Here is a 21,734-nt window from a genome sequence, read left to right as displayed (position 1 = left end):
AGTCAATAGATTGGTTTTGTTTCAGTCAACTTTTAATTCTTCTCGTTTTTGGGCAAACAAGCAATAAGCAGCATGCTTGCCAAAGCAAATACTAAGACAACAATATACACTGCATGCAGGGCCCCAGTAAGACCTTCCTGGAGTACTGCTCTAACACTTTCAGCCATGGCGGCCCTTTCCTTTTCATTAAGGAGGAGATTAACAGAGTCAACCGAAACATCGCTCCCGCCCTGGACTGGATTTGCATCAAAATACGCCTTAATTCTGCTGTTCAATATTCCGCCAAGAAGGGCGGCACCAATCGTGTTTCCAAGATTTCTCATAAACATATTCGCTGCAGTAGCTATACCCCTCTGCTGCCAGGACACCGTACTTTGGATTGATACGATAAAAGCTGTGCTCGTCAGCCCCATGCCAATACCGATCAAGAATGAGCCTGCTGCAGCCCAAAGCGGACCTGCTTCCGGAGTCAGAGTGGCAAACATGAGGCTCCCTGCGATTAAGGCTAAACCGCCGGCGATACAGGTCTTGCGATAGCCAATATTAAGGAGCAGCCTTCCTGAAATGGTTGATGCAATCGGCCAGCCTATTGACATGGCGGTGAGTGTAAAACCAGCAACGATAGGGGAACGCTCCATAACACCCTGGACGAAGGCTGGCAGGAAACTTGATATACCTATCAGCATCACTCCTGTTGAAAGAGAAGTCATATTGGCAATGAAAATGGATTTTTCTTTCCAGATACTAAATGGCATCATTGGCTCGACTGCTCTCTGCTCCTGAAGTACAAACAGAAAAAAAGCAGCAAAGCTTACGGCAAGAAGCACGAGAGCTTTTGCTGAAAGCCAAGAAAATTGGACTCCTCCCTCTACAAGGAGGAACATAAAGGTACTGATGGACAATGTCAGCAGTACAGCTCCAACATAATCGATGCTGTGCTTCTTCTTTTCCACATTTTCATGCAGAAACAGCCACACCCCTAAAATCGCCAGCACCCCTAGAGGAATGTTAACCCAAAAAACAAACCGCCAGCTGACAAATTCTACAAGCAACCCGCCGATTGCGGGCCCCATGATGGCAGAAATGCCCCATACGCTGGATAAGTACCCCTGTATCTTTGCCCTTTCTTCCTTGCTGTATATATCTCCGACAATGGTTGTTGCCACTGGCATAACAGCGCCTGCACCAATCCCCTGGATAAGCCTGAAAATAATCAGCATTTGCATTGATTCAGCCATTCCGCATAATATTGAACCAATCAAAAAGATCGTAATGCCGAATGTAAGGATCGGTTTTCTTCCAAACAAATCCGACAGCTTGCCATATATCAGAACAGTGACGGAGTTCATCAGCAGATAGGCTGAAAACACCCAGCTGTAATGGGCAAAGCCCCCAAGATCCCCTACAATTGCCGGCATCGCTGTCGATACAATTGTTGCCTCAATAGCTCCCATGAACATGGCGAGCATGACAGAGGCGAGTACAAGCGGTTTTCTTGTCACTTTTTTACCCTGTCCGGGAAGTTCTTTTCGTAAATAATTTTGCTGCAAACCTGCCACCTCAATCTCTAAGCTCAAAAATTCAGCCCCCTGCAACGGGGGCTTTACTTTACTGTATTAACCCTTAGGCTGGTTAGCGAGTTTCTCCAATTCTTGCAGGAGTGACCGCCTTGTTAAAATTCCGTCAAAATATCCATTGCTGTCTTCCACACACAAAAATGGATGATCAACCAGATGGCTTATAGATGACTGTATCGTTGAGCCGCTATTAATTCTCGGGATATCTGTATTCATTGCTTCCTCTACACGTTTTTCTTCTAGGAGTTCGAATTCAATCCTTTCAAGACCGAGTATGCTGTCCATTATGATCGGCGTACTAATCAGCCCATGAAGGCGGTAATGAGGATCAAGTACGGGAATGGCGGTGTAACCGCTCTTTGTCAATACGAGAAGTGCATGCTCAAGACTGTTTCCAACCTGCACGTGGGCAACACGTTCTGATGGAATCATCAAATCCTTGATGCTAACTTGCAAAAATTCTCCGCTATATAGGCTAAACATCTTTGAAAAACTCCCTAAAATGAATTTCAATCCAACCCATTTTATCATATTTCCAATGAGATTGCCCTGATTCACTCCCTCCTCATCCCATGAAAAAAATAAAGGAGCCGATTTGCGGCTCCTTTATTTTCCTACTGGATGAGATCGAAAATTTCAATCGTAATCATATCGATATTGTCGAACTGGTATTTCTTCGGCTTTTCTTTTTCATTGTATACTTCCAGCTCATATATTTCAGTTTTTGGATGATAAGTGACCTGGCATTTCCTTTCACCATTCACTTCAAAAAAGCGCTGTGCTGGTTCCCCGCTGGCCGCTTGCTCTTGAAGGCTTTTCAGCCTGGTTATAATTCCTTGAAGCTGTGACATAATTCCTCTCCTTTCAAAGCAAAAACAATCAAGTTACCAATAAGGTTTCTCTGTTGACATGTTTCTATCCGCATCAAATGCAATCTGAATATTCTTGCTCTATTTCTTTACATGCCAATACTTACAGAATAAAATAACGAGAGGCAATTGTACAAGCAAAAGCTTGTACAGTGAGTGAAATTTTTTGTTCACTTGACAAATCCGCACAATTGCAGATTGAAATCGGGACCGTAGACTGCGATATGTCAGTAGTTACATAATTAAACGGAGGAGAGTAATTTGACAACTGTTACCGTATTTACACAAGATGATTGTCCGCCCTGTAAAATCGTAAAGTGGTTCCTTCAGGATCATGGCGTGGACTTCACTGAAAAAAACATAACATCCGACCCTTCAGCGAAGAAAGAACTCACGGAACAATACGGAATCTTATCTACCCCCGCTGTGATTATACAAGACCAAATCTTTACAGGCTTTGATCTTCCCCGTCTCATGGACGCCCTTGGAATTCAGGGGAATTAGTAAATAGAACGCAAAAAGAAGGGCTGTACGCCCTTCAAGGTTTTTTATAATATGATTAAGCCTATATTTTTTTCAAATTGCCTGGAAAAGGGTTTCCTTACTTCTTCCAACAGAAACGGCTGCTTTTTTAAAAACATTTCTACTGACTGCTGGCCGCTCACGGCATTCCCCAGTTTTTTCTGCTTTGAAGCTTTCGCTTTAGGTTTGTTTTTTGCTTTCTCGGAGTATGCATTTTTGATGACTTCTTCAGGGACGTTTTCACTGTAATAATCCGATACCTTCCACATTCCGCCCTCTTGAGTAAGACGGATGGCTTCATAATGGTCCTCATAGCTGACCGGACCTTCGCCTCTTGCCTTGAAATACTCCACTACATAAATGTTTCCATCAAAGCGTGTAATTTTTGCAGGATCCGAAATCGCTTTAAAAGGAATGTAATACGGGGCAAAGTCCGATCCATATATCCGGTATTTTCCCCCTGCCTTGACTGCATTCTCCTTTAAGAAAAGCTGCTGATAAGAATCTGTAAAATAATGGCTGAGAGACTGTTTCATCTCATCAAGAGACATATCTTTTTCGCTTAAAGAAATCTGGGTTTCAGAAGCTTTTTCCAGAAATCCGACTACATCTGCTCTGCTATGGAGATCATTGTCTGCAGAAGCAGCCGCCGGAATGAGCAAGAGCAGGCAACAATAAACAAGTGGTAACAATGCCAGACGTTTAATCATTTCATCCCCTCCTTCGCAAATAAAATTAACGGTTTGTTAAAGTTTGTCCACCATTAATATCTTGTTTACCCTTGTTGCTTTTCCAAAAACACATTGAAGTAAATAATCACTTTAAAATGAAAAAGCCCCGGTACCGGAACGGGGCCATCACTAACGAGTGACTAAAGCAGAATAAACAATGAACAAGATCGCGATTAAAAAAAATAGGAAGTAGGATAGAAAAACTGGATTCCTTACATAAGGTCTTTCCTGCACTTTTTCCGGGATGCTTTCATCAAGATTGCCTTTTGCTTTTTTTTGCACAGCGACTACCCTCGATGTATAGAAGAGACCGACAAGTAAAAAGCCGATGGAAATAAACGTGAGAATGGACATATACTCGCTCATTTGGATTCCCTCCATCTCTTTCAGTTCGTTTACTTATAAATTGCACTTCCTCTCTTTTTCTATACACAAAAATATTCCTGGCTATAAACAACAGGTTCTCAGTTTAAAACAGTTCTTCTCTTGCATTAAGGAAAGCCGGGGACAAGTCAATAAATAAATATCTTTCTTGTCCAATTGGATACGAAAAGGTACGAATCGTTTCCCCTGATTCAATATCATTATACCGATCGGATAGAAAACCTCTTTTCTCACTCCGCATTTTGAAGATGTTTTCCAGAAAATACGGCCGCCAGCTCCAGTTTTTCCGATTATGCTCATGATGGAATATCCACGAACCCCTATTTTCAACCAAATTAGGCAGGTCCTGGAATCCATCTTCGTCACATATATACATCCTGAATGCCATTCCATCCAGCTCTTTCCCAATCAAGGGAAGCAGCTGAGTATCGTCCTTCTGTTTTCGGTATTTCATTGTCAATTCCTGTAACTTTCGATTCAAATCTGATGTAAGAATAAATAGCCGCTCAATCTTTTTCTTTTCGGAGATGATAAACGAATGGCACTCTTCTTTCAACTGATTCTTTAACACTTCCCCCGTTACGAAATCGGCAGAGGGTTCCTTTAAATAGTAACCTTGGTAATACCTGCCGCCATTCTTCCATGCAAACTGAAGCTGAAAAACTGTCTCAATGCTCTCAAATAGGAGATTCGCCCCAATCTTTCTTGCAAGAAGGGAAAGGGAGTACAAAATATCCTGATAAGCGGGACCAATCGCGACATTCCCGAGGGCATCTAGGTCGACTTTCAGAATATCCGGTTCAAGCATATTGATTTGATCCAAGTTGCTACTATCCGTTCCCAGCTTATCTATAGCGATTTTGACACCATATGCCCGGTAATAATTAAGGATATGCTCTAGTCCTCCTGCTTCCCCCATTGAGTTTCGTTCTGAAATTTCGAGCACAATCCTGCTTGGGCTGATCCCTTTTTTCTCATAAGAGAGGATTAGCTTAAGCAGTTTTTCTTCCGTATCAGCCATGAGCATCTCTGCATCGCGATTAATAAACAAAAGGATATGATCCTCAAGCTGAAGAGCTTTTTTAAAGGCTATGTTTACTATGGCTAGATCAGCTTCAAGCCGAAATTCCACAGGAACCTGCTCATCCTGAAAGAAAGAACCAAGGCTGACAGACTTATCCTCCAGCTTGAATCTTCCCAGTATTTCATAGCCAATCACACGGTGCTCATCCGCGCTGAAGATAGGCTGGAAGACCGGATAAACTCGGTCAATCCCGGCCATGATGTCCAACGCATCCAACAAAGACAACACCCCCATCTCACTTCTTTCAGTTGCTAAAAATAAATACTGTAAATCAAGATGTATTTATTTTATCACCTTTTTCCACTGTGCGGATGTCATTTTTGCCATTAACAGGCTCTAATGAACGAAAGGATTCTACAGAAACTAACGGTAAAGCCCAATGAAAGGATGTTTAACTTGAAAGCAGTTATGGGTTTAATCATGATGCCCTTTTTAATAGGCTTTTGCCAAGATCCCTCCCATATTGAAAAAGGGTCTGAACCTCTTGCCAAATCACAACATATTTCGTCTGAATTAACGAAACAAAAACCAAAAAGCATGGTGCCCAGCACTGTTTTACTGGATGTGCCTTTGATAAAACAAAACCCTGAACTTAAATACGGCTGTGAAGTGACAAGCCTTGCGATGCTTCTTAGCTATGCTGGGAAGAATGTGGACAAAATGGAACTGTACCAAAAACTACCTAAGGACCCGGAGCCTATTCACAGAACTTCTACAGGTGACATTTCCCGCTGGGGAAACCCTGAGCATGGTTTTGTTGGTGACATGACTGGCAAGGAAGCGGGTTATGCAGTATTTGACAAACCGTTGGCCCATCTTCTCGAACAATACTTGCCAGAGCAATCTGTTAATCTGACTGGAAAAGAATTCAATGAAGTATTAATGCATGTATCCAGGGGGTATCCCGCTGTTGTATGGACTACAGGAGATTATGGACTGCCAGACCGCTGGGAGGCATGGCAGCACGGAGAATCAGCTATTCGAACTCCATTGGATCTCCATGCTGTTGTTCTTGTTGGCCATGATCAAAACTTTGTTTACATTAATGATCCTCTTTCCGGTCAAAAGCAGGCAAAAGTCGGTAAGCAACGCTTTATTGCATCATGGAAAGCACTCCAGTCAAGAGCTGTCAGCTACCATGAGTAATGAAAAACAGCGGGCAAGCAGCCCGCTGTTATCATTCTTTTTTTTGCAAAGAGTAATGGAGCTTGGATATAGCGCGGATAATTGTACGCTTTCTAATATAACCTCTTGCAGCAGTTGTCACTCCATTCAGCTCAGCTGTCACTGTCCCTTCAGTTCCGGCAGCAGCAAAGCCATATACCCTTATTTTAATTTTCCCTGTCTTTATTGGTATCCATCCTATTTCCATACGCTTCGAATCATGCATAGCGAATATCTCCTTTGTAAATCTCGTACTATTTTATAAGGTAACTATTCCCTCGTGAGAATAATGGAAACATCTTCTTCCAAAGTCCTTAAGTCAAACGCCTCTTCTTTTTTCCTTGTCTGTCTGCTAGTATATATAAAGAATTCAGAATGATGGGTTGGTACGTTTATGCCTAAGATGACACGAAGATCCTTCCTGAGAAAAATATCAACAAGCATGCTCGCCATTGTTGGCACAGGCACTGGGGGTTATTATTATGCAAGGAATATTGAACCTCGCTTCCTTGAAACTGTCAGGCATGATGTCAAGAAAAAGAATTTGCCGCAAGGGTTTGACGGAATCCGTATCGCTGTATTCAGTGATACACATCTAGGCTTCCAGTATGACTTGAAACAATTATCCAAGCTGACTGACACTGTGATGAGCTTAAAGCCCGACATGATTTTATTTGCAGGAGACTTGCTTGATAACCCGCAAAGCTTTTCGGAAGAAAAAGCAATTATTTCAGAACTAGGCCGATTAAAAGCTCCTCTTGGAAAATTCGCGGTTTATGGGAACCATGACCATGGAGGGTATGGATCAGGCTTATATAAAAATATTATTGAAGCTTCCGGATTCACCCTTCTATTAAATGAATCAAGGTCGGTTAAGCTCCTCGATGGCAGTTCCATCTGGGTAGCGGGTATTGACGATGCTATGCTTGGAAAACCTGACATTAGAACAGCGGTTGCAAATATTCCTGAACAGGAATTCACCATTCTTATGTCCCACGCACCGGATCTTGCTGACAATGCATTTCAATACGGTATTCAACTGCAGGTAAGTGGCCATAGCCACGGTGGGCAAGTCAAAATTCCATTCTACGGCCCACTCATTACTCCACCATTTGCCACAAAGTATACAGAAGGATTTTATTCTGTTGGACAGGATGCGCCAATGACCCTGTATGTCAGCCGAGGGCTGGGAACCACCAGAATGCCGTTCCGCTTTCTTTCACGTCCGGAGTTGACGTTACTGACATTGCGAAAACCTTCCGGACATAAAGAGAAAAGCAGCTGAAATTCAGCTGCTTTTCTCTTTATGTCCCAGTAAGGCGCTGCGCACTGGACTTGCGCGCTCTTAGAGTTATAAGTCAACATCGAATCGCTTCGCTCTTCGTGTTTCCTTTATCGCGCATTAACGGGCAGTAGGTTCCCAACTGCCCGTAAAAGCCCGATCGGCTCATCTAACAATCAGCGACAAAAGCATCCGCTGATTGAAGATTCGCCTTATCTCGTGCCGGTGTGCTCCAGTCCATACGGCGCTTTACGGGCGCATCCTCTTTTCTATTTATATATCATTTTTTCTGCACTGCTTGCAGGCATGGGCTTGGCAAAATAATAGCCCTGGGCCTTATCGCAATTTCCCCGTTCCAAAAATTCCGCCTGGCTTCTTTCTTCCACTCCTTCGGCAATTACTTCAAGTCCCAGGCTCCTAGCCAGGTGGATAATGGTGGAAGTGATTGCTGCATCTTTTTCGCTCTCCGGAATATCGCGGACAAAGGACTGATCAATTTTTAAAATATCGATAGGAAATTGTTTCAAATAATTAAGGGAAGAATATCCTGTCCCAAAATCATCCACTGAAATAGTAAGACCCAATTTCTTCAGTTTTTTCAAAATCGGTATTGTCTCCTTCGTATCCTGCATTGCCCCTTCAGTTATTTCAATTTCCAGGAGATGAGCAGGTATTCGGAACGCATTGATAGATTTCTCGATGATGGTCACAAGGTCCGGCTGAAGGAATTGTTTAGGCGAAATATTGACCGCCACCCTTACTCCCTTTTCCGTAGCTCTTCTCCACTCGCTTATTTGTCTGCATGCTTCATGAATAACCCAATTTCCTATCGGGATGATAAGCCCGGTATCCTCCGCAACAGGGATAAACTCCGATGGAGGAACGGACCCCAGCTCCTGGTTATTCCAGCGGAGAAGCGCTTCCATGCTGTTCACTTCTTTTGTCTGAAGATTGACCTGCGGCTGGTAATGAAGGTTAAACTCGCCCCGCTCCACAGCTTTGCGGAGCTGCATCTCAAGCGCAACTATATTCACATTCATCATTTTCATATCCGAACGGTAAAACTGAAAATGCGCCTTTCCTTTTTCTTTGACGCGGTATAGCGCTTCGTTAGCATTTTTGATGAGGGTCTCCGCATCTTTGCCGTCATGTGGAAAGACGCTGATACCAATGCTTGGAGAAATATAGTACTCCTGCGAGTCAAAGTAAAAAGAATCAGCAAAACCTGCTAATAGCTTTTGGGCAAAGGCGCCTGCCTCTTTCCTTGAAGATTCTTTCAGCAATACGATAAATTCGTCCCCACCCTGGCGATATACCATGGAATCGGCAGCTTGAATGCAAGAAATCCTCGCGGCAACCTGTTTAAGAATATGGTCTCCCGCCAAATGGCCGAGCGTATCATTCAAATATTTAAAGCGGTCAAGATCAATCGAAAGCAGGGAAAACACCATATCCTGCCGTTTTGTTTTTTCTATCAATGCACCCAAGTCTTCCAGAAGCGCTCGCCTGTTCAGGAGTCCTGTAAGCTGGTCATGAAACGCCATGAACTTGATAATCTCTGCTGTTTTGGCTTGCTCGGAAATATCTCTTGCAATGACATAGATGCCTGTTATTTCGGTATTGATAACAATGGGAACTGTTTTGATTTGGACGGAAAAATAATGGATTTGTCTATTCACAAACCTGCAGTCAAATGATTCCATCGCTATACCGAATTTCGTATGAAACATCATTTTTCGGAATGCCGGATGATCCTCTGGATGTAGAAGGCTCGATATTTCCATCCTCTGAAGATGTTGTGCGGAAAACCCTGTCATCTTATTTGCTGCAGGGTTTACATCAAGTATATTTCCATTCAGGTCGACAGAAAAGACTGCATCAAGACTATGATCTACAATGGATCTATATTTCTGCTCGCTTTCATCCAGGAGTTTCTTTTCTTTATGCGCTTCCGTTACATCCCTCGTAACAGCGACAACATAACGGATATCTCCCTTAACGTCCCTTACTGGAGTAAGAATGGATTCTCCAAAAACCTTCTTGTGATTTTCACCTTGCATCTCGTCAAAGAAGCTGACTGCGTTTCCGCTCTCCGCGGCCCTCCTGTATTGATTGTGCAGTAATTCTGCCTTTTCGGGCGGCAAAACTTCCTCAAGGGTTTTGCCAAGACACTGGGCTGACATACCTGCATGGAGAAGGGCATTTTTATTGGCAAAGACGTACCTGAAACTTTGGCCTTCCCTCTTCTCTATCCTCTCCATAATAAAAACAAGGTCTTTTATATGTTTAAAAATAATATTAAAAATCATCTGTTCCAAAAAGCTAGTTTCACTAGAAACCTTTTCTTCAATAGACTGTCCTGTATGCGCCATTTAAATCCATCCTCATGCCACAAAAGCGATTAGACTTCTAATGGTAGATTAATATTATTGCGTTTACTTTAATCATCGGTTGAGCGGAGACTTTTTTTAACAAATTTCAGAAAGATTACATGGATTCTTCACTCTTGATCATCAATCGGCTATCCCTTAAGGTTTGAGGAAAGAAATTTCAACAAGAACATATAATGGTTATATGCAGTCTTTTGTTTGAAAAAGAAAGGATGGATGGCATGATCCATATCGTAAAACGAGGCGAAACCCTAGCTTCTCTCTCTGCCGATTTCCGCCGGAGCCAAAGTGAAATCATTGCAGCAAACAGAGGGAAACCGATCATTCCCGGCCAGGCTATCGTTATTCCGGGACTTCCTGAACCTTCATCCATTCCCTTCTCGATACTTGTCTCCGTAAGCCGCAAAAAACTGACTATTTTCCGGAATGGAAAAGTATTCAAAACTTACCCTATCGCAACTGGAAAAATGCTTACAAGAACTCCTTTCGGAACCTTTATTATTGTAAACCGTGAGCCTAATCCTGGCGGTCCTTTTGGTGCCATGTGGCTTTCCTTGTCCAAGCGGGGGTACGGAATTCACGGTACAAATAAACCTTCTTCAATAGGACAATCCGTCTCTAAAGGCTGTATAAGAATGTATAACAAAGATGTTCTTGAGCTCGCTAGAATCATACCGAATGGAACCTTGACCATAATTCGGCCTTAAATTACTCAAAAAAACATGTTATTAAAAGCTTCGGTTTTTTTACTTGGGGAAAAAGGGTATAATATCCTTGTACTTCACTTCTGAAAAATCGAAAGGAGCCTGACCATTGAACAGCGACAGGAACCGGCAAACCCCGATTCGCCCGACTATCGAAAACCTCTCCCAGGCCATCTTCATTGTAAACCGGCATGCAAAGACTGCGACGAATCCCAAATACTTATACTCATTGAAGCATGAAGCACTGAAAAAGCTCCTTAAGGAAGGGAAGGCAAAGAAAGTGGGACTGCACTTTTCCCAAAATCCGAAATACAGCCAGCAGCAATCCGATGTACTTGTGATGTGCGGGAATTACACCTTCCATATACCGCCAAGTAAAAAAGATTTCGAGGAACTTCCTCATCTTGGAAAGCTTGACCAGGCAGTAAGAAACCCAAAGGCCAGTGTTTCACTGACACAGGCAAAAAAACTGCTTATTACATATACCGGGCTTAAGGATGAAAGTAATCCCGGCCCGCAAAAAAAGCAGTACCAGAAACCTGTCTTCAAAAAATTGGGCGAGAGTTTTTTTTAATAATGATTAATCGGATTCAAAAAGCGGCCAAGCAGGCCGCTTTTGTGTTGTTATATGAAAATCATGTAAGATCTATAAAACCAGTTCATCAATTTTCTGGACAAGCAGACCAATTTCCGGCTTGCTGATTTGCGCATCCGCCCCTACCATACTGCCTTTGTGCATGAGATCATGTGTAATCAGGGAGGAAAAAATAACGACCGGAAGCTTGGATAAACTTGGATGCTCTTTAATTCTTTTTGTCAGATGATGCCCGTCCATTTGAGGCATTTCTATATCAGTAATGACCAGATTCACCTCATCAGAAGCATCTTTGCCGTCTTCAGCTAGGCCTTCAAGAAAAGCAATGGCGTCTTTTCCATTTTCAAAAAATTCCACATTAGCGTATCCGGCCTCAAGCAGTGTATCATGAAGCAATTTCCTGAGCATTGTCGAGTCTTCGGCTACCACAAGACGTTTTGAAGAACGTTCCCTGTCTCCTAATTTCCTGACTTCTTCAACATTGATGCCTGACTCTGGGTTAATGTCATGCAGAATCTTTTCGAAGTCTAGGAACAGAACCATGTCCTCCTCAAGCTTTATGACACCAATGACCTGACTTTCAAGTCCGCTGTACATGTCTGACGGCTTTTCAATCTGGCTCCAGGAAATCCGATGAATTTGTGTCACTTGATGAACATGAAAAACAGTTTTCTGCTGATTAAACTCAGCTACGATAAATTTATCACTCTCTGGCTGACCTGATGGCGCAAAACCGAGAGCTGCTGCAACATCGATAACGGGGAGAACTTCTCCCCTCAGTTCAATGATTCCTTCTATGAACTTATGAGAATGGGGAAGTGAAACGACTTTTGCAGGATTAATAATTTCCTTCACTTTCATGACATTAATGGCAAATTTATTTTTCCCTACGCCAAACTCGACGATTTCGAGCTCGTTCGTACCGCTTTCAAGGAGAATCCCTTTTGAAGAATCCATATTATGTGTGCCCCCTTTTTTTTCTGATTAAACTATAGCACGAACAACTGGAAAAAGAATACTCTATTAAAAAAAAAAGAAAAGCCCGGACGTTTTACGCCCAAGCTTTTGAGGTTTGATGACTAGAGTACGTGAAATAAAATTCGATAGTTAGGAAAAGCACTGTCATTCCTATCGGTATCATTATCAGATGATAATTAATGATAATTTATGATAGCTGTTATAACGCGTTTCCAAAGACTCCATGTTGCTCTTCCACATTGAATAAAGCTGCCCCTGTCTAGATTTGTTCAATGTATTACCTAACTATTTCTTAACTACAAGCGTGCTCGCAATAAGATCGTGCAGTCCCTGCTTCTTTTCAGTCACTCCAGCCATAATAAAGCCAATCATGAAAATAACAGAAGAGAGATACATAGCAAAATAGCGGCCTAGCCCTCTCCAAAATGATATTCTGTTGCCTTCATAATCTGTCACTTTCAATCCAAGCAGCATCTTCCCTACAGTACCCTGTACCTTCGAAGCATGCATACCTGCAAAATAAAGGATGGAAATGAACATGCAGATAAGCCAAACTATCGCAAAAACACCAAATAGTTCAAAAATAGCTTGTTCTAGCATAAGTTGGCTTGTTGCTAATTCGGGATTCATTAACAGGTCAAGCGACTCACTGGATAGTGTGGAGAATAACAGGAAAAAGACGATGCTCATCGGTATCGACACAATAATATAATCAACCAAATACGCAGCCACCCGGATCCAGAATCCACCGTATTTCCTTTCTTCTAAAGAAACTGACTCGTTTAAATTGAGTTCCATACAAACTCCCCCCTTGTTGTTGAAAACGGAAAACACATCCTATTATACCAATAATTATGAAGTTTTGCGTTGGATTCGTGAAAAATTCTTTACATTAATCTTTCTGATAAACCTTTATCTTTTAATGACCAAGGTCCTTGCAATAAGGTCATGTAAAGACTGTTTTTTTGCTGTAAAACCAGCCATGATGTATCCAAACAACAGTAAGTACGATAAGACTGTCGCGAATTGACGGCCAGACGCTCTCCAGAAGGAGATTTTGCGGCCTTCATAATCCGTCATCTTCAATTCAAGCAGTTTTTTCCCAATCGTGGCCTGCCACTTCGAACAATGGAGAATGGAAAAATATAATGAGCTAACAAAATTACACACTATAAAGACCAGCGACAAGTAAAGAATCCCATAAAATAACCACATTGGCAGAATGCCCAGCAGCATAAACATAAAATCAGGATCCTCTGTATTTATCTTTATTTCCTCTAATGTAAAAAAATAGCGTCCTAGAGGAAGAGCTACTAAATTGATAAGGGTATTCCTAATATAATTAAATCAATCAGGGCAGCAGCAGTGCGAATCCAAAAGCCACCGTATTTTTCTTTCTCATGTATCATTGCTGTTTGCTCTATATTTGTCTGCATTTGCATCCCCCTCTTCTTCCTTAACAGCAATCGTCTTGAACCATTTGTATTTAGCTAGTTTAGACACTTACAGTATGACAATCAGGAAATCGATCCTATTATACCAAAAGTTGTGTCTAAATCGTGTCGTGATTTCGAAATTTTGCTTTCTAAATTTATAGCCATTTGCTTCGGCTGTTCTGTCCATCTCATGGTAAAATGAATTCATCATAACTGGAGGTAGCTTATTGTGGAACATTTGATCAATAGAAGAGTAAAACAAATTGAAATTTCGGGGATCAGAAAATTTTACAATATGGTTGCTGATATGGAAGGAACCATTTCCTTGACCATCGGCCAGCCTGATTTTTTAACACCAGCGCATGTGAGGGAAGCTGGAAAAAGAGCGATTGATGAAAACAAGACTACCTATACGCATAATGCGGGGAATCACGATTTAAGGAAAGCCGCAGCTGATTTTTACAGCAAGAAATATGGGGTATCGTATTCACCAGAGACAGAAACGATTATCACTGTCGGTGCGAGTGAAGCAATTGACATTTCATTTCGGACCATCCTGGACGAAAGCTCCGAAGTAATATTGCCTGGGCCGGTCTATCCTGGCTACGAACCCATCATTACCCTTTGCGGCGCGATTCCGGTTCATGCGGATCTTCGTGAAAATGGTTTTCGAATGACAGCTGATGTGATCAAAAAATATTTGTCAGAAAAAACGCGGTGCATTGTCATACCCTATCCATCTAATCCTACCGGAATCAGCCTGAACGAGCAGGAACTGAAGGAAATTGCTGATCTTGTAAGAGGAAAGGATATCTTTATCCTAGCAGACGAAATTTACAGTGAGCTGTCTTATGGAGAGCCGCATGTATCTATTGCATCATTTTTAAAGGAACAATCGATTGTCATCAATGGACTATCAAAGTCACATTCAATGACCGGGTGGAGAATCGGGATGCTGTTTGCACCAGAAGCCGTGTCAAAGCACCTATTAAAAGTACATCAGTACAATGTCACCTGCGCTTCCTCTATCTCTCAGGCGGCGGCATTAGATGCCCTGACAGCCGGCATCGATGATCCGGAAGAAATGAGGATGGAATATGCAGCAAGAAGAGATTATGTATTCGACAGACTTGAAGATATGGGGCTTGATGTCATCAAGCCTGATGGAGCCTTTTACTTTTTCGTGAAAATTCCTTTTGCAGGAGTAAACTCTTTTGATTTTGCCCTCTCACTTGTTAAAGAGGCAGGTGTAGCAGTCGTGCCTGGCAGCGCATTTTCCCGCTTCGGGGAAGGCTACTTTCGCCTTTCCTTCGCTTATAGTATGGAAACACTGACACAGGGGCTAGACAGGCTTAAATCCTATTTGAAGAGTCAGTGATAAGTGTTAATTTAAAAAACTGAATGACATAAAAATCCTGCAGTTCTTCTTACGAAGTCTGCAGGATTTTATTTATTGGTCCGGCACATAAACAAACCTCAATTTACTCCTTCCAGTACTTGTAAATCGCCTGAGTACCACCGTTTTCTTCACCATCATTAGCAAGTTCACCGTAAAGAGAACGGGCGAGCGCTAACCCAGGCGCTTCCATCCCCATTTTTTCAGCTTCCGCAAGGGCAATGTTCATATCCTTGATAAAATGTTTAATATAAAAGCCTGGTTCAAAATCGCCGTTGATCATTCTTGGGGCAAGATTGGACAATGACCAACTTCCTGCTGCTCCTGATGATATCGTAGCAAGTACTTTTTCAGGATCCAGGCCCGCTTTATTGGCATAAACCATTGACTCTGCTACCCCGATCATTGTCGAGGCAATAACGATTTGATTGCACATCTTTGTATGTTGTCCCGCTCCAGCCTTGCCCTGGTAGATGACATTCGGTCCCAGGATTTGCAATATTGGTTTCACTGCATCGAAGGCTTCCCGTTCACCGCCGGCCATGATGCTCAGCCTTGCTTCTTTCGCCCCAATATCACCGCCGGAAACTGGCGCATCGATCGCATGCATTTGTTTAGCTTTTGCCGCTCCATGCAACTTCTCGGCAAGTGTAGGCGTGGAAGTGGTCATATCAATCAAATATGTATTCTCCCTGCCATTTGTAATGAGCCCTTCATTGCCTAGATACACTTCCTCCACATCGTTTGGATATCCGACAATCGTAATAATCACGTTTGCCTTCTGGGCAACTTCCCTCGGTGAACCAGCCCATTCAGCTCCCTGTTCGATCAATCCTAACGCTTTTTCCTTTGTTCTCGTATACACAACCAGAGGAAAGCCAGCCCTTAATAAATGCCCAGCCATGCTATTTCCCATAACGCCTGTCCCAATAAAACCAATCACCGTATTTTCTTTTGTCAGCATTCTTTTTCCTTCTTTCTAAAAAAATATCCTATAAATCAATTATAAACGAATTTACTGCAACAAAGCATGTCTGGTATCCTGAAAATTCAGTCAGAAAAAAAGACAATAAAAAGGCCGGCTGTTTAAAACAGCCGGCAAAGTCTGGGGGAAAATGAGAATGATTTGCTTACCTTCAGTCTTACCAAAGTGCTTATTTTTTTATACCCGCCAAACACAACTCCAAACAAAAACTTATATTACATTTATGTTACGAAAGTGTAGCTGCATTCACAGCCTCTACAACTTCTTCAGAAGTACCCATTTCAAGCACTTTTTCAGCGAGACTTTCCATATCTGCCTTGTTTAAGTTACGGATAAGCGAACGTGCCTTCAAGACGGAAGAAGCGCTCATTGAGAATTCATCAAGACCAAGGCCTAAAAGTACAGGGATTGCAGTCTCATCTCCTGCCATTTCTCCACACATGCCTGCCCATTTACCCTCTTTGTGGGCTGCATCAATTACCATTTTCACAAGGCGAAGAATCGCTGGATTATATGGCTGATAGAGGTAGCTGACCTGCTGGTTCATTCGATCTGCTGCCATTGTATACTGGATGAGATCATTGGTGCCTATGCTGAAGAAATCCACTTCTTTTGCAAACTGGTCTGCAAGTACTGCTGTAGATGGAATTTCTACCATGATGCCCAGTTCGATGGACTCGGCAACCTTTATCCCTTTAGCGGCAAGTCCTTGCTTTTCTTCTTCTAGAATCGCTTTTGCTTCGCGGAATTCTGCAAGCGTAGCAATCATCGGGAACATAATTTTCAGGTTTCCGTGGATACTTGCGCGCAGGAGTGCACGCAGCTGTGTCCGGAAAATATCCTGTTCATCAAGGCAGAGCCGGATAGCTCGGTAGCCAAGGAACGGGTTCATTTCTTTTGGAAGATTCAAATATGGCAGCTCTTTATCACCACCGATATCAAGCGTTCTTACCACTACAGGCTTCCCTTCCATTCCCTCGAGAACAGCTTTGTACGATTCATACTGTTCTTCCTCGGTCGGAAGCTGGTCTCTGTCCATATAGAGGAACTCAGTACGATAAAGTCCTATTCCTTCGCCGCCGTTTTCCCGCACACCTTTTAAATCCTTCGGGGTTCCGATATTTGCTGCAAGCTCTACATGAATACCATCCGCTGTCACTGTCTTTTCATTGACAAGCTTCGCCCATTCAGCCTTTTGCTTCGCATAGTCTTCCTGGACTTTCCTGTACTGATCAAGCAGCTCGGAAGCTGGATTGATGTGGACCTCACCATTCATTCCATCAACAACAACAATGTCGCCATTGCTGATCTCTTCAGTTGCCGTCTTTGTGCCGACAACAGCTGGAATTTCCATTGAGCGAGCCATAATGGCTGAATGGGATGTCCTCCCGCCGATATTGGTTGTAAAACCCTTCACAAAGTTGCGGTTGAGCTGAGCTGTATCGGAAGGGGTCAGGTCTTCCGCCACGATGATGACTTCCTCTGCCACCATGCTTGGATTAGGGATTTGGACACCTAGGAGGTGTGACAGAATACGCTTTGTCACATCCCGGATATCTGCGGCCCTTTCTTTCATGTACTCATTGTCCATCGATTCAAACATGCTGATAAACATATCTGCTGTTTCTTTTAAAGCAGTTTCTGCATTGATGCTTTCGCTCTTAATCTTTTCTTCAATTGGAGAAACTAGCTCCGGGTCTCTTAAAACAAGAAGATGAGCATCAAAAATCGCAGCCTTGTCTGCACCGAGTTCTTCCATTGCACGGTCACGGATTGTTTCAAGCTCGGATTGGGCTGTTTCCAGTGCTCCCTGAAAGCGCACGCTTTCTTCTTCAGGAGAATCCACTGTCCGTTTTTCAAAAGAAAAATCTGGTTCAACAAGCCTGTAAGCCTTAGCAATGGCAATGCCGTTTGAGGCAGCAATACCTTTTAGAAAGCTCATTATTCTGCTAGACCTTCCCTCTTCAAAGTCTCTTCAATCGTGTTCATTGCGTCAGCCTCATCGCTGCCTTCCGCAGATACAGTAATCTCTGCACCCTGGCCAATCCCAAGAGACATAACACCCATAATAGATTTCAGGTTCACTTTCTTCTCTTTATACTGAAGCTGGATTTCGGAATCAAACTTGCTTGCTGCTTGCACAAGCAAAGTAGCGGGACGTGCATGTATACCTGTTTCAGCAATTACTTTAAATTTCTTTTCAGCCATAATGGATCAAACTCCTTTTATTATTAATAATGTTAGTTATGAAAATGATGCCGGATTCAACCTTTTGTGTGAAAGTGCAAAATAATATTTATTATTTTACCCTTTTGCTTGTTTGCTCACACAATTAATTTTTGGAAATCGCTTCCTTCATTTAAGGTCATCAGATGACTGGCATCATTATCAAAAGAATAGCATGTTGTCCTGGCGCAGACAATGAAAAACGGCTCGGTTTTTGTCGGATTTGCGGAGTTTTTTCCCTTAAGCGCTTTCATTGACCTTTCCTTCAACCACAATTATGATTTCTAGCTCCGTTCGACATCACTGTAACGATAAAGGACATCTCCACCCCGCTGTGCCACTCCCCGAAAATGTTTAAAGTCTTCCCTATTTACAAGAACTTCTCGAAACAATAGAAAAACGTCCCTTGTCACATAGTATTCAGTGAGTTCACCGTTTTTTAAACGGTCTAGGATAGTACGAATTTCCTCTTGATCCATGACTTTCACTCCCATGCTGTTAGATGTCTCCATTCTAATGATATTCAGTCCCTAATTCCAGCAATCAGACATGCTTTAGTCTGTTTTTAACATGGAATCGCATAAAAAATTCAATAAAATTCCTTTTTTTTTTAAAAAAGTTCATTTACCTATTGATTAATGAGGCAATTTTCGTTATTTTATTAATAATTTCCGCTTTGGAAAAAACCGATAACTCTGTGAACAAACGCCAAAACACCCAGATAGTCTTTACCTCCGAATAATTTTAGTGCAAACTTTGAAGTAGTTCCAATTTGAAGGATAGGAGAGAGAACCTTTGAAAAAAGCACAAGTGGGAAACGTGATAGAATTCAAGGAAGGTTTACGGGGCATTGTTGAAAAGGTGAATGAAAACTCTGTAATTGTTGATTTAACCTATATGGATAATTACAGAGATTTAGAATTAGATCAAAGAACGGTTATTAATCATAAAAACTATAAAGTTATTAAAGAAACTGCCTTTAATTAGGTTTAATGTGACTCGTTTTCTCGCAGGAAAACAGCCACCACTCCCGGGTAATAATGATGGTGCCAGCAGACCTCCATCCATTTGGTTGAAAGCGGCACCATTTTTACTCTCTTTTTTCACTTTTTGTTCAAACTTCTCCTTTCAGCTGCAGATTGATCAAGGGAAAGAAAGGATTTCCTTCCTATCTCCCCGTAAAATCTGGTACAATTATTGGTGTTTGTTGAAAGGGGTTAGTGCAATGGGAAATTGGGTGACCGATCGCCGTTTCTATTTAGGGTTTGTGATCGCGCATCTTCTGCTATTTTTTACTTTTGAAGATAAAACAGTATTCTGGTACATTTTTACGGCTTCGATGCTGATTTTGATAAGCTTCTCAATCATCCATGAATCAATCGATGACAACCTTCCAGCCCTCTCTTATTTTACAATCGGCATTTTGTCGGGAACTGCACTTTTTCTTCTCTTTTGGGCAGGAAACTTAGTGGTTGACTGGACAGGATTGCCTCTGGATCGGCAAATCACGAAGCTGTACCGATGGTTTTCACCAGAACTGGCGTGGCACTATATTGTCTTGATTTTAATCATTGCTCCAGGAGAAGAAATTTTTTGGCGTGGTTTTATACAAAAGAGGATTCTTGAAAGCGCAAATGCATCAACTAGCATTTTGGTTTCAGCATTGATGTATGCCTCTGTCCATTTTTACTCCGGACAAACCGCCTTAATGCTTGCAGCGCTCGTTGCTGGCTTGGTATGGGGTTCCTTATATGCTTGGAAGAGGAGCATCCCTCTTGTTGTGATTTCACATATTGTTTTCGATCTATTACTATTTATTCTGTTTCCTTTACGGTAAACAACAGCATTGAAAATAGGGCAGCCGTCAAGGCTGCCCTTCCTGCATTTTCTATTCTTATTTTCTCCTGCCTCCTGCTGCCGGAAGTGGTTTCATCCATAGGAAAATGACAAAAATAATGCTGATATAACCAAATATCGGATATAAATACGAAAGCAGCGTACCGTAATTGACCATGCTGATTACATAGGAAACAATGAAAATCGCTGTAACAGTAAGAAGCCTTGGAACTCTCACATATCCCTGTATCTGTCTGTCCAATCCAAACATATTGCCTATAATCGAAGTAAAAATTTCCCCATAGATGATGACAAGAAATACCCAGTACAAACCCGGAGCCAAATCTTTCATGATGACAGCCATTGGTATTTCGTATGCTTCAATCTCTGGCAGCATAACAAGCGTCAGGTGGCTGGACAAAAGGATCACTGTTAATCCAAGCCCCCCAAGTATGCCCCCCCACTTCAAAGTCCTGTCATTCTTTATCTCGGCTGCAACAGGCACCAGGACAGCCTGGGCCAGCGATAGATTAAACGCCGTGTAGGAAACAGGGGAGAAGATCACTTCCCACCATTTTGCCGACTCACTCATTTTTGCGACATTTGAAAGTACATTTGGCAGCTGCATCGAAAAATACAGCAGGATAAAGCTGAAAATAATCATCATCGGAACTACAAAGACATTGACAGCAAAAAGCCCCTTCATTCCTACGGCCATTACAGCTGCAGTCAACAAGAGCGTAATGAAAACACCTGTATGTTTGGACATCCCCAGCTGTTCTTCAAACACAGCACCAGCTCCTGACAGCATGACCGCCCCTACACCAATCAGCATTAAAAACATCAATAGATTGATTAACCTTCCAAACAACTTTCCGAATAAGTATTCATTAAACTGCTCATAGGAGGACGCTCCAATAAAAGCAGCAACCCTAAGCAGCTGTGACCCTAAAAAAATAAGCAAATAGCCGGCAATCAGTATTCCCCCAAGGCCGTATAAGCCAAAACGGGAGAAGAACTCAACAATTTCTCTGCCTGTTGCAAAGCCGGCACCCACTACCGTCCCAATGTAAACGGCAGCAATTTGAAAGGCTGCCCTCCAGTCAATCTTCACGCAACTCCCTCCCCTGTACCAATATATGTAGACTCGGACAAACCATGACGAGCTTTTTTCAAAAGAAAAAAGGAAATATATAACAAAGCGGAAATATCGAAAGTCAAAGAAGGTCAAATTATAATAATGTTAAATCGTCAAAGTTAGTCAAAGTCAGACAAGACTCAAAAAAGGATGGCGGTTCGCGAAGCGCTGTTAGAAGCCGGTAAAACAAGGCTAAGGCAAATCTTAATGACGGCATTCGCTACAATTGCAGCATTGATTCCTCTCGCGCTGACTGCTTCTACACTCATTTCAAAAGGGCTGGCCATCACCGTCAGTGGCGGCCTGACGTCATCCACCATTTTGACTTTGATACTGATTCCAGTCATCTATGAACTATTTTTCTACAGACAGGTGAAAAAAGAGAGACCTCAACATCGCTAGAAAGAAAAGGCCCTGCATTTTCATGCAGGGCCTTA

At 42.3% G+C, this 21,734-nt stretch carries 26 protein-coding genes and 1 pseudogene; 9 read left to right on the top strand and 18 right to left on the bottom strand.

Annotated elements, in window-relative coordinates; all coding sequences use genetic code 11:
- Positions 1–32: 32 nt before the first annotated feature.
- From D1970_RS03040 to D1970_RS03030, 3 genes are all read right to left on the bottom strand, one after another.
- On the bottom strand, positions 33–1,469 hold the full coding sequence (locus D1970_RS03040; protein WP_119111703.1) for an MDR family MFS transporter: 1,437 nt from the start codon (positions 1,467–1,469) through the stop codon (positions 33–35).
- 147 nt (positions 1,470–1,616) lie between these two features.
- A complete protein-coding gene (gene cbpB, locus D1970_RS03035) occupies positions 1,617–2,060 on the bottom strand; it encodes a cyclic-di-AMP-binding protein CbpB (protein WP_119111702.1) in 444 nt (147 codons plus the stop codon).
- 131 nt (positions 2,061–2,191) lie between these two features.
- Positions 2,192–2,428 (bottom strand): YkuJ family protein, encoded by a 237-nt coding sequence (locus D1970_RS03030; protein ID WP_119111400.1) that lies wholly within the window; start codon positions 2,426–2,428, stop codon positions 2,192–2,194.
- Between the two features lie 279 nt (positions 2,429–2,707).
- Here D1970_RS03030 and D1970_RS03025 point away from each other — a divergent pair, with 279 nt between their 5' ends.
- Entirely contained in the window at positions 2,708–2,950 is a 243-nt protein-coding gene (locus D1970_RS03025) for a glutaredoxin family protein (protein WP_119111399.1), read from the top strand.
- A gap of 44 nt (positions 2,951–2,994) precedes the next feature.
- On the opposite strand, the gene D1970_RS03020 is transcribed toward D1970_RS03025, so the two are convergent.
- The 3 genes from D1970_RS03020 to D1970_RS03010 all read right to left on the bottom strand — a co-directional run bounded on the left by D1970_RS03020 (position 2,995) and on the right by D1970_RS03010 (position 5,395).
- A complete protein-coding gene (locus D1970_RS03020; RefSeq protein ID WP_119111398.1) occupies positions 2,995–3,678 on the bottom strand; it encodes a DUF3993 domain-containing protein in 684 nt (227 codons plus the stop codon).
- A 150-nt stretch (positions 3,679–3,828) separates the two neighbouring features.
- The gene (locus tag D1970_RS03015; RefSeq protein ID WP_119111397.1) at positions 3,829–4,065 is read right to left on the bottom strand and encodes a hypothetical protein; all 237 of its coding nucleotides are present in this window, start codon (positions 4,063–4,065) and stop codon (positions 3,829–3,831) included.
- Positions 4,066–4,168: 103 nt separating this feature from the next.
- Positions 4,169–5,395: an EAL domain-containing protein gene (locus tag D1970_RS03010; RefSeq protein WP_310648609.1), complete on the bottom strand. Its 1,227-nt coding sequence runs from the start codon at positions 5,393–5,395 to the stop codon at positions 4,169–4,171.
- Between the two features lie 168 nt (positions 5,396–5,563).
- Here D1970_RS03010 and D1970_RS03005 point away from each other — a divergent pair, with 168 nt between their 5' ends.
- On the top strand, positions 5,564–6,313 hold the full coding sequence (locus D1970_RS03005) for a C39 family peptidase (RefSeq protein ID WP_246370098.1): 750 nt from the start codon (positions 5,564–5,566) through the stop codon (positions 6,311–6,313).
- Positions 6,314–6,344: 31 nt separating this feature from the next.
- Here D1970_RS03005 and D1970_RS03000 read toward each other — a convergent pair whose 3' ends face one another.
- Positions 6,345–6,557 (bottom strand): hypothetical protein, encoded by a 213-nt coding sequence (locus tag D1970_RS03000; RefSeq protein ID WP_119111396.1) that lies wholly within the window; start codon positions 6,555–6,557, stop codon positions 6,345–6,347.
- A 168-nt stretch (positions 6,558–6,725) separates the two neighbouring features.
- On the opposite strand from D1970_RS03000, the gene D1970_RS02995 reads away from it, so the two are divergent.
- Positions 6,726–7,616 (top strand): metallophosphoesterase, encoded by an 891-nt coding sequence (locus tag D1970_RS02995; RefSeq protein ID WP_119111395.1) that lies wholly within the window; start codon positions 6,726–6,728, stop codon positions 7,614–7,616.
- 266 nt (positions 7,617–7,882) lie between these two features.
- Here the strand turns inward: D1970_RS02995 and D1970_RS02990 are convergent, their stop codons facing one another.
- A complete protein-coding gene (locus D1970_RS02990; RefSeq protein WP_181213281.1) occupies positions 7,883–9,985 on the bottom strand; it encodes a putative bifunctional diguanylate cyclase/phosphodiesterase in 2,103 nt (700 codons plus the stop codon).
- A gap of 239 nt (positions 9,986–10,224) precedes the next feature.
- Here D1970_RS02990 and D1970_RS02985 point away from each other — a divergent pair, with 239 nt between their 5' ends.
- Together D1970_RS02985 and D1970_RS02980 are read left to right on the top strand one after the other, a co-directional pair.
- On the top strand, positions 10,225–10,710 hold the full coding sequence (locus tag D1970_RS02985; RefSeq protein WP_119111394.1) for a L,D-transpeptidase family protein: 486 nt from the start codon (positions 10,225–10,227) through the stop codon (positions 10,708–10,710).
- A 106-nt stretch (positions 10,711–10,816) separates the two neighbouring features.
- Positions 10,817–11,281 (top strand): YkyB family protein, encoded by a 465-nt coding sequence (locus D1970_RS02980; protein ID WP_119111393.1) that lies wholly within the window; start codon positions 10,817–10,819, stop codon positions 11,279–11,281.
- Positions 11,282–11,353: 72 nt separating this feature from the next.
- On the opposite strand, the gene D1970_RS02975 is transcribed toward D1970_RS02980, so the two are convergent.
- From D1970_RS02975 to D1970_RS22745, 4 genes are all read right to left on the bottom strand, one after another.
- A complete protein-coding gene (locus D1970_RS02975) occupies positions 11,354–12,259 on the bottom strand; it encodes a chemotaxis protein (protein WP_119111392.1) in 906 nt (301 codons plus the stop codon).
- A 306-nt stretch (positions 12,260–12,565) separates the two neighbouring features.
- The gene (locus D1970_RS02970) at positions 12,566–13,078 is read right to left on the bottom strand and encodes an RDD family protein (RefSeq protein WP_119111391.1); all 513 of its coding nucleotides are present in this window, start codon (positions 13,076–13,078) and stop codon (positions 12,566–12,568) included.
- Between the two features lie 114 nt (positions 13,079–13,192).
- Positions 13,193–13,522, bottom strand: coding sequence for an RDD family protein (locus D1970_RS02965; protein WP_119111390.1), 330 nt, complete (start codon positions 13,520–13,522; stop codon positions 13,193–13,195).
- A 71-nt stretch (positions 13,523–13,593) separates the two neighbouring features.
- Complete coding sequence (locus D1970_RS22745; protein ID WP_259339545.1) at positions 13,594–13,716, bottom strand: RDD family protein; 123 nt, start codon at positions 13,714–13,716, stop codon at positions 13,594–13,596.
- Between the two features lie 229 nt (positions 13,717–13,945).
- On the opposite strand from D1970_RS22745, the gene D1970_RS02960 reads away from it, so the two are divergent.
- Entirely contained in the window at positions 13,946–15,094 is a 1,149-nt protein-coding gene (locus D1970_RS02960; protein WP_119111389.1) for an aminotransferase A, read from the top strand.
- 103 nt (positions 15,095–15,197) lie between these two features.
- Here D1970_RS02960 and D1970_RS02955 read toward each other — a convergent pair whose 3' ends face one another.
- The 5 genes from D1970_RS02955 to ykzS all read right to left on the bottom strand — a co-directional run bounded on the left by D1970_RS02955 (position 15,198) and on the right by ykzS (position 18,802).
- Positions 15,198–16,076 carry an NAD(P)-dependent oxidoreductase gene (locus D1970_RS02955; protein ID WP_119111388.1) on the bottom strand — a complete coding sequence of 293 codons (879 nt, stop codon included), beginning with the start codon at positions 16,074–16,076 and terminating at the stop codon, positions 15,198–15,200.
- 247 nt (positions 16,077–16,323) lie between these two features.
- Entirely contained in the window at positions 16,324–18,039 is a 1,716-nt protein-coding gene (gene ptsP / locus D1970_RS02950; protein WP_119111387.1) for a phosphoenolpyruvate--protein phosphotransferase, read from the bottom strand.
- Complete coding sequence (locus D1970_RS02945) at positions 18,039–18,305, bottom strand: phosphocarrier protein HPr (RefSeq protein WP_119111386.1); 267 nt, start codon at positions 18,303–18,305, stop codon at positions 18,039–18,041. Before D1970_RS02945 ends, ptsP begins: the two co-directional genes overlap by 1 nt.
- Positions 18,306–18,421: 116 nt before the next feature.
- Positions 18,422–18,577, bottom strand: coding sequence for a hypothetical protein (locus tag D1970_RS22190; protein WP_181213282.1), 156 nt, complete (start codon positions 18,575–18,577; stop codon positions 18,422–18,424).
- Between the two features lie 30 nt (positions 18,578–18,607).
- Positions 18,608–18,802, bottom strand: a complete 195-nt coding sequence (ykzS, locus tag D1970_RS02940) for a protein YkzS (protein WP_119111698.1) — start codon at positions 18,800–18,802, stop codon at positions 18,608–18,610.
- A 316-nt stretch (positions 18,803–19,118) separates the two neighbouring features.
- On the opposite strand from ykzS, the gene D1970_RS02935 reads away from it, so the two are divergent.
- Positions 19,119–19,310 (top strand): YkvS family protein, encoded by a 192-nt coding sequence (locus D1970_RS02935; protein WP_119111385.1) that lies wholly within the window; start codon positions 19,119–19,121, stop codon positions 19,308–19,310.
- Between the two features lie 238 nt (positions 19,311–19,548).
- A complete protein-coding gene (locus D1970_RS02930; protein WP_119111384.1) occupies positions 19,549–20,160 on the top strand; it encodes a CPBP family intramembrane glutamic endopeptidase in 612 nt (203 codons plus the stop codon).
- A gap of 57 nt (positions 20,161–20,217) precedes the next feature.
- Here the strand turns inward: D1970_RS02930 and D1970_RS02925 are convergent, their stop codons facing one another.
- A complete protein-coding gene (locus D1970_RS02925) occupies positions 20,218–21,273 on the bottom strand; it encodes a YkvI family membrane protein (RefSeq protein WP_119111383.1) in 1,056 nt (351 codons plus the stop codon).
- 156 nt (positions 21,274–21,429) lie between these two features.
- On the opposite strand from D1970_RS02925, the pseudogene D1970_RS02920 reads away from it, so the two are divergent.
- Positions 21,430–21,699, top strand: a pseudogene (locus D1970_RS02920) (efflux RND transporter permease subunit); the annotation flags it as partial.
- Positions 21,700–21,734 lie beyond the last annotated feature (35 nt).

The sequence above is a fragment of the Mesobacillus zeae genome (assembly GCF_003570705.1).
Taxonomy (GTDB): domain Bacteria; phylum Bacillota; class Bacilli; order Bacillales; family Cytobacillaceae; genus Mesobacillus_C; species Mesobacillus_C zeae.
The sequence above is the reverse complement of the archived record's forward strand: the minus strand, read 5'-3'. Positions and strand labels throughout refer to the sequence as shown.

Coding starts and splice junctions, on each gene's coding strand:
- D1970_RS03040 (WP_119111703.1), bottom strand. CDS start 1,469: ATGCTCGCCATGTTCATGGGAGCTATTGAGGCAACAATTGTATCGACA.
- cbpB (WP_119111702.1), bottom strand. CDS start 2,060: ATGTTTAGCCTATATAGCGGAGAATTTTTGCAAGTTAGCATCAAGGAT.
- D1970_RS03030 (WP_119111400.1), bottom strand. CDS start 2,428: ATGTCACAGCTTCAAGGAATTATAACCAGGCTGAAAAGCCTTCAAGAG.
- D1970_RS03020 (WP_119111398.1), bottom strand. CDS start 3,678: ATGATTAAACGTCTGGCATTGTTACCACTTGTTTATTGTTGCCTGCTC.
- D1970_RS03015 (WP_119111397.1), bottom strand. CDS start 4,065: ATGAGCGAGTATATGTCCATTCTCACGTTTATTTCCATCGGCTTTTTA.
- D1970_RS03000 (WP_119111396.1), bottom strand. CDS start 6,557: ATGCATGATTCGAAGCGTATGGAAATAGGATGGATACCAATAAAGACA.
- D1970_RS02995 (WP_119111395.1), top strand. CDS start 6,726: ATGCCTAAGATGACACGAAGATCCTTCCTGAGAAAAATATCAACAAGC.
- D1970_RS02990 (WP_181213281.1), bottom strand. CDS start 9,985: ATGGCGCATACAGGACAGTCTATTGAAGAAAAGGTTTCTAGTGAAACT.
- D1970_RS02985 (WP_119111394.1), top strand. CDS start 10,225: ATGATCCATATCGTAAAACGAGGCGAAACCCTAGCTTCTCTCTCTGCC.
- D1970_RS02975 (WP_119111392.1), bottom strand. CDS start 12,259: ATGGATTCTTCAAAAGGGATTCTCCTTGAAAGCGGTACGAACGAGCTC.
- D1970_RS02970 (WP_119111391.1), bottom strand. CDS start 13,078: ATGGAACTCAATTTAAACGAGTCAGTTTCTTTAGAAGAAAGGAAATAC.
- D1970_RS02965 (WP_119111390.1), bottom strand. CDS start 13,522: ATGTTTATGCTGCTGGGCATTCTGCCAATGTGGTTATTTTATGGGATT.
- D1970_RS22745 (WP_259339545.1), bottom strand. CDS start 13,716: ATGCAGACAAATATAGAGCAAACAGCAATGATACATGAGAAAGAAAAA.
- D1970_RS02955 (WP_119111388.1), bottom strand. CDS start 16,076: ATGCTGACAAAAGAAAATACGGTGATTGGTTTTATTGGGACAGGCGTT.
- ptsP (WP_119111387.1), bottom strand. CDS start 18,039: ATGAGCTTTCTAAAAGGTATTGCTGCCTCAAACGGCATTGCCATTGCT.
- D1970_RS02945 (WP_119111386.1), bottom strand. CDS start 18,305: ATGGCTGAAAAGAAATTTAAAGTAATTGCTGAAACAGGTATACATGCA.
- D1970_RS22190 (WP_181213282.1), bottom strand. CDS start 18,577: ATGAAAGCGCTTAAGGGAAAAAACTCCGCAAATCCGACAAAAACCGAG.
- ykzS (WP_119111698.1), bottom strand. CDS start 18,802: ATGGATCAAGAGGAAATTCGTACTATCCTAGACCGTTTAAAAAACGGT.
- D1970_RS02930 (WP_119111384.1), top strand. CDS start 19,549: ATGGGAAATTGGGTGACCGATCGCCGTTTCTATTTAGGGTTTGTGATC.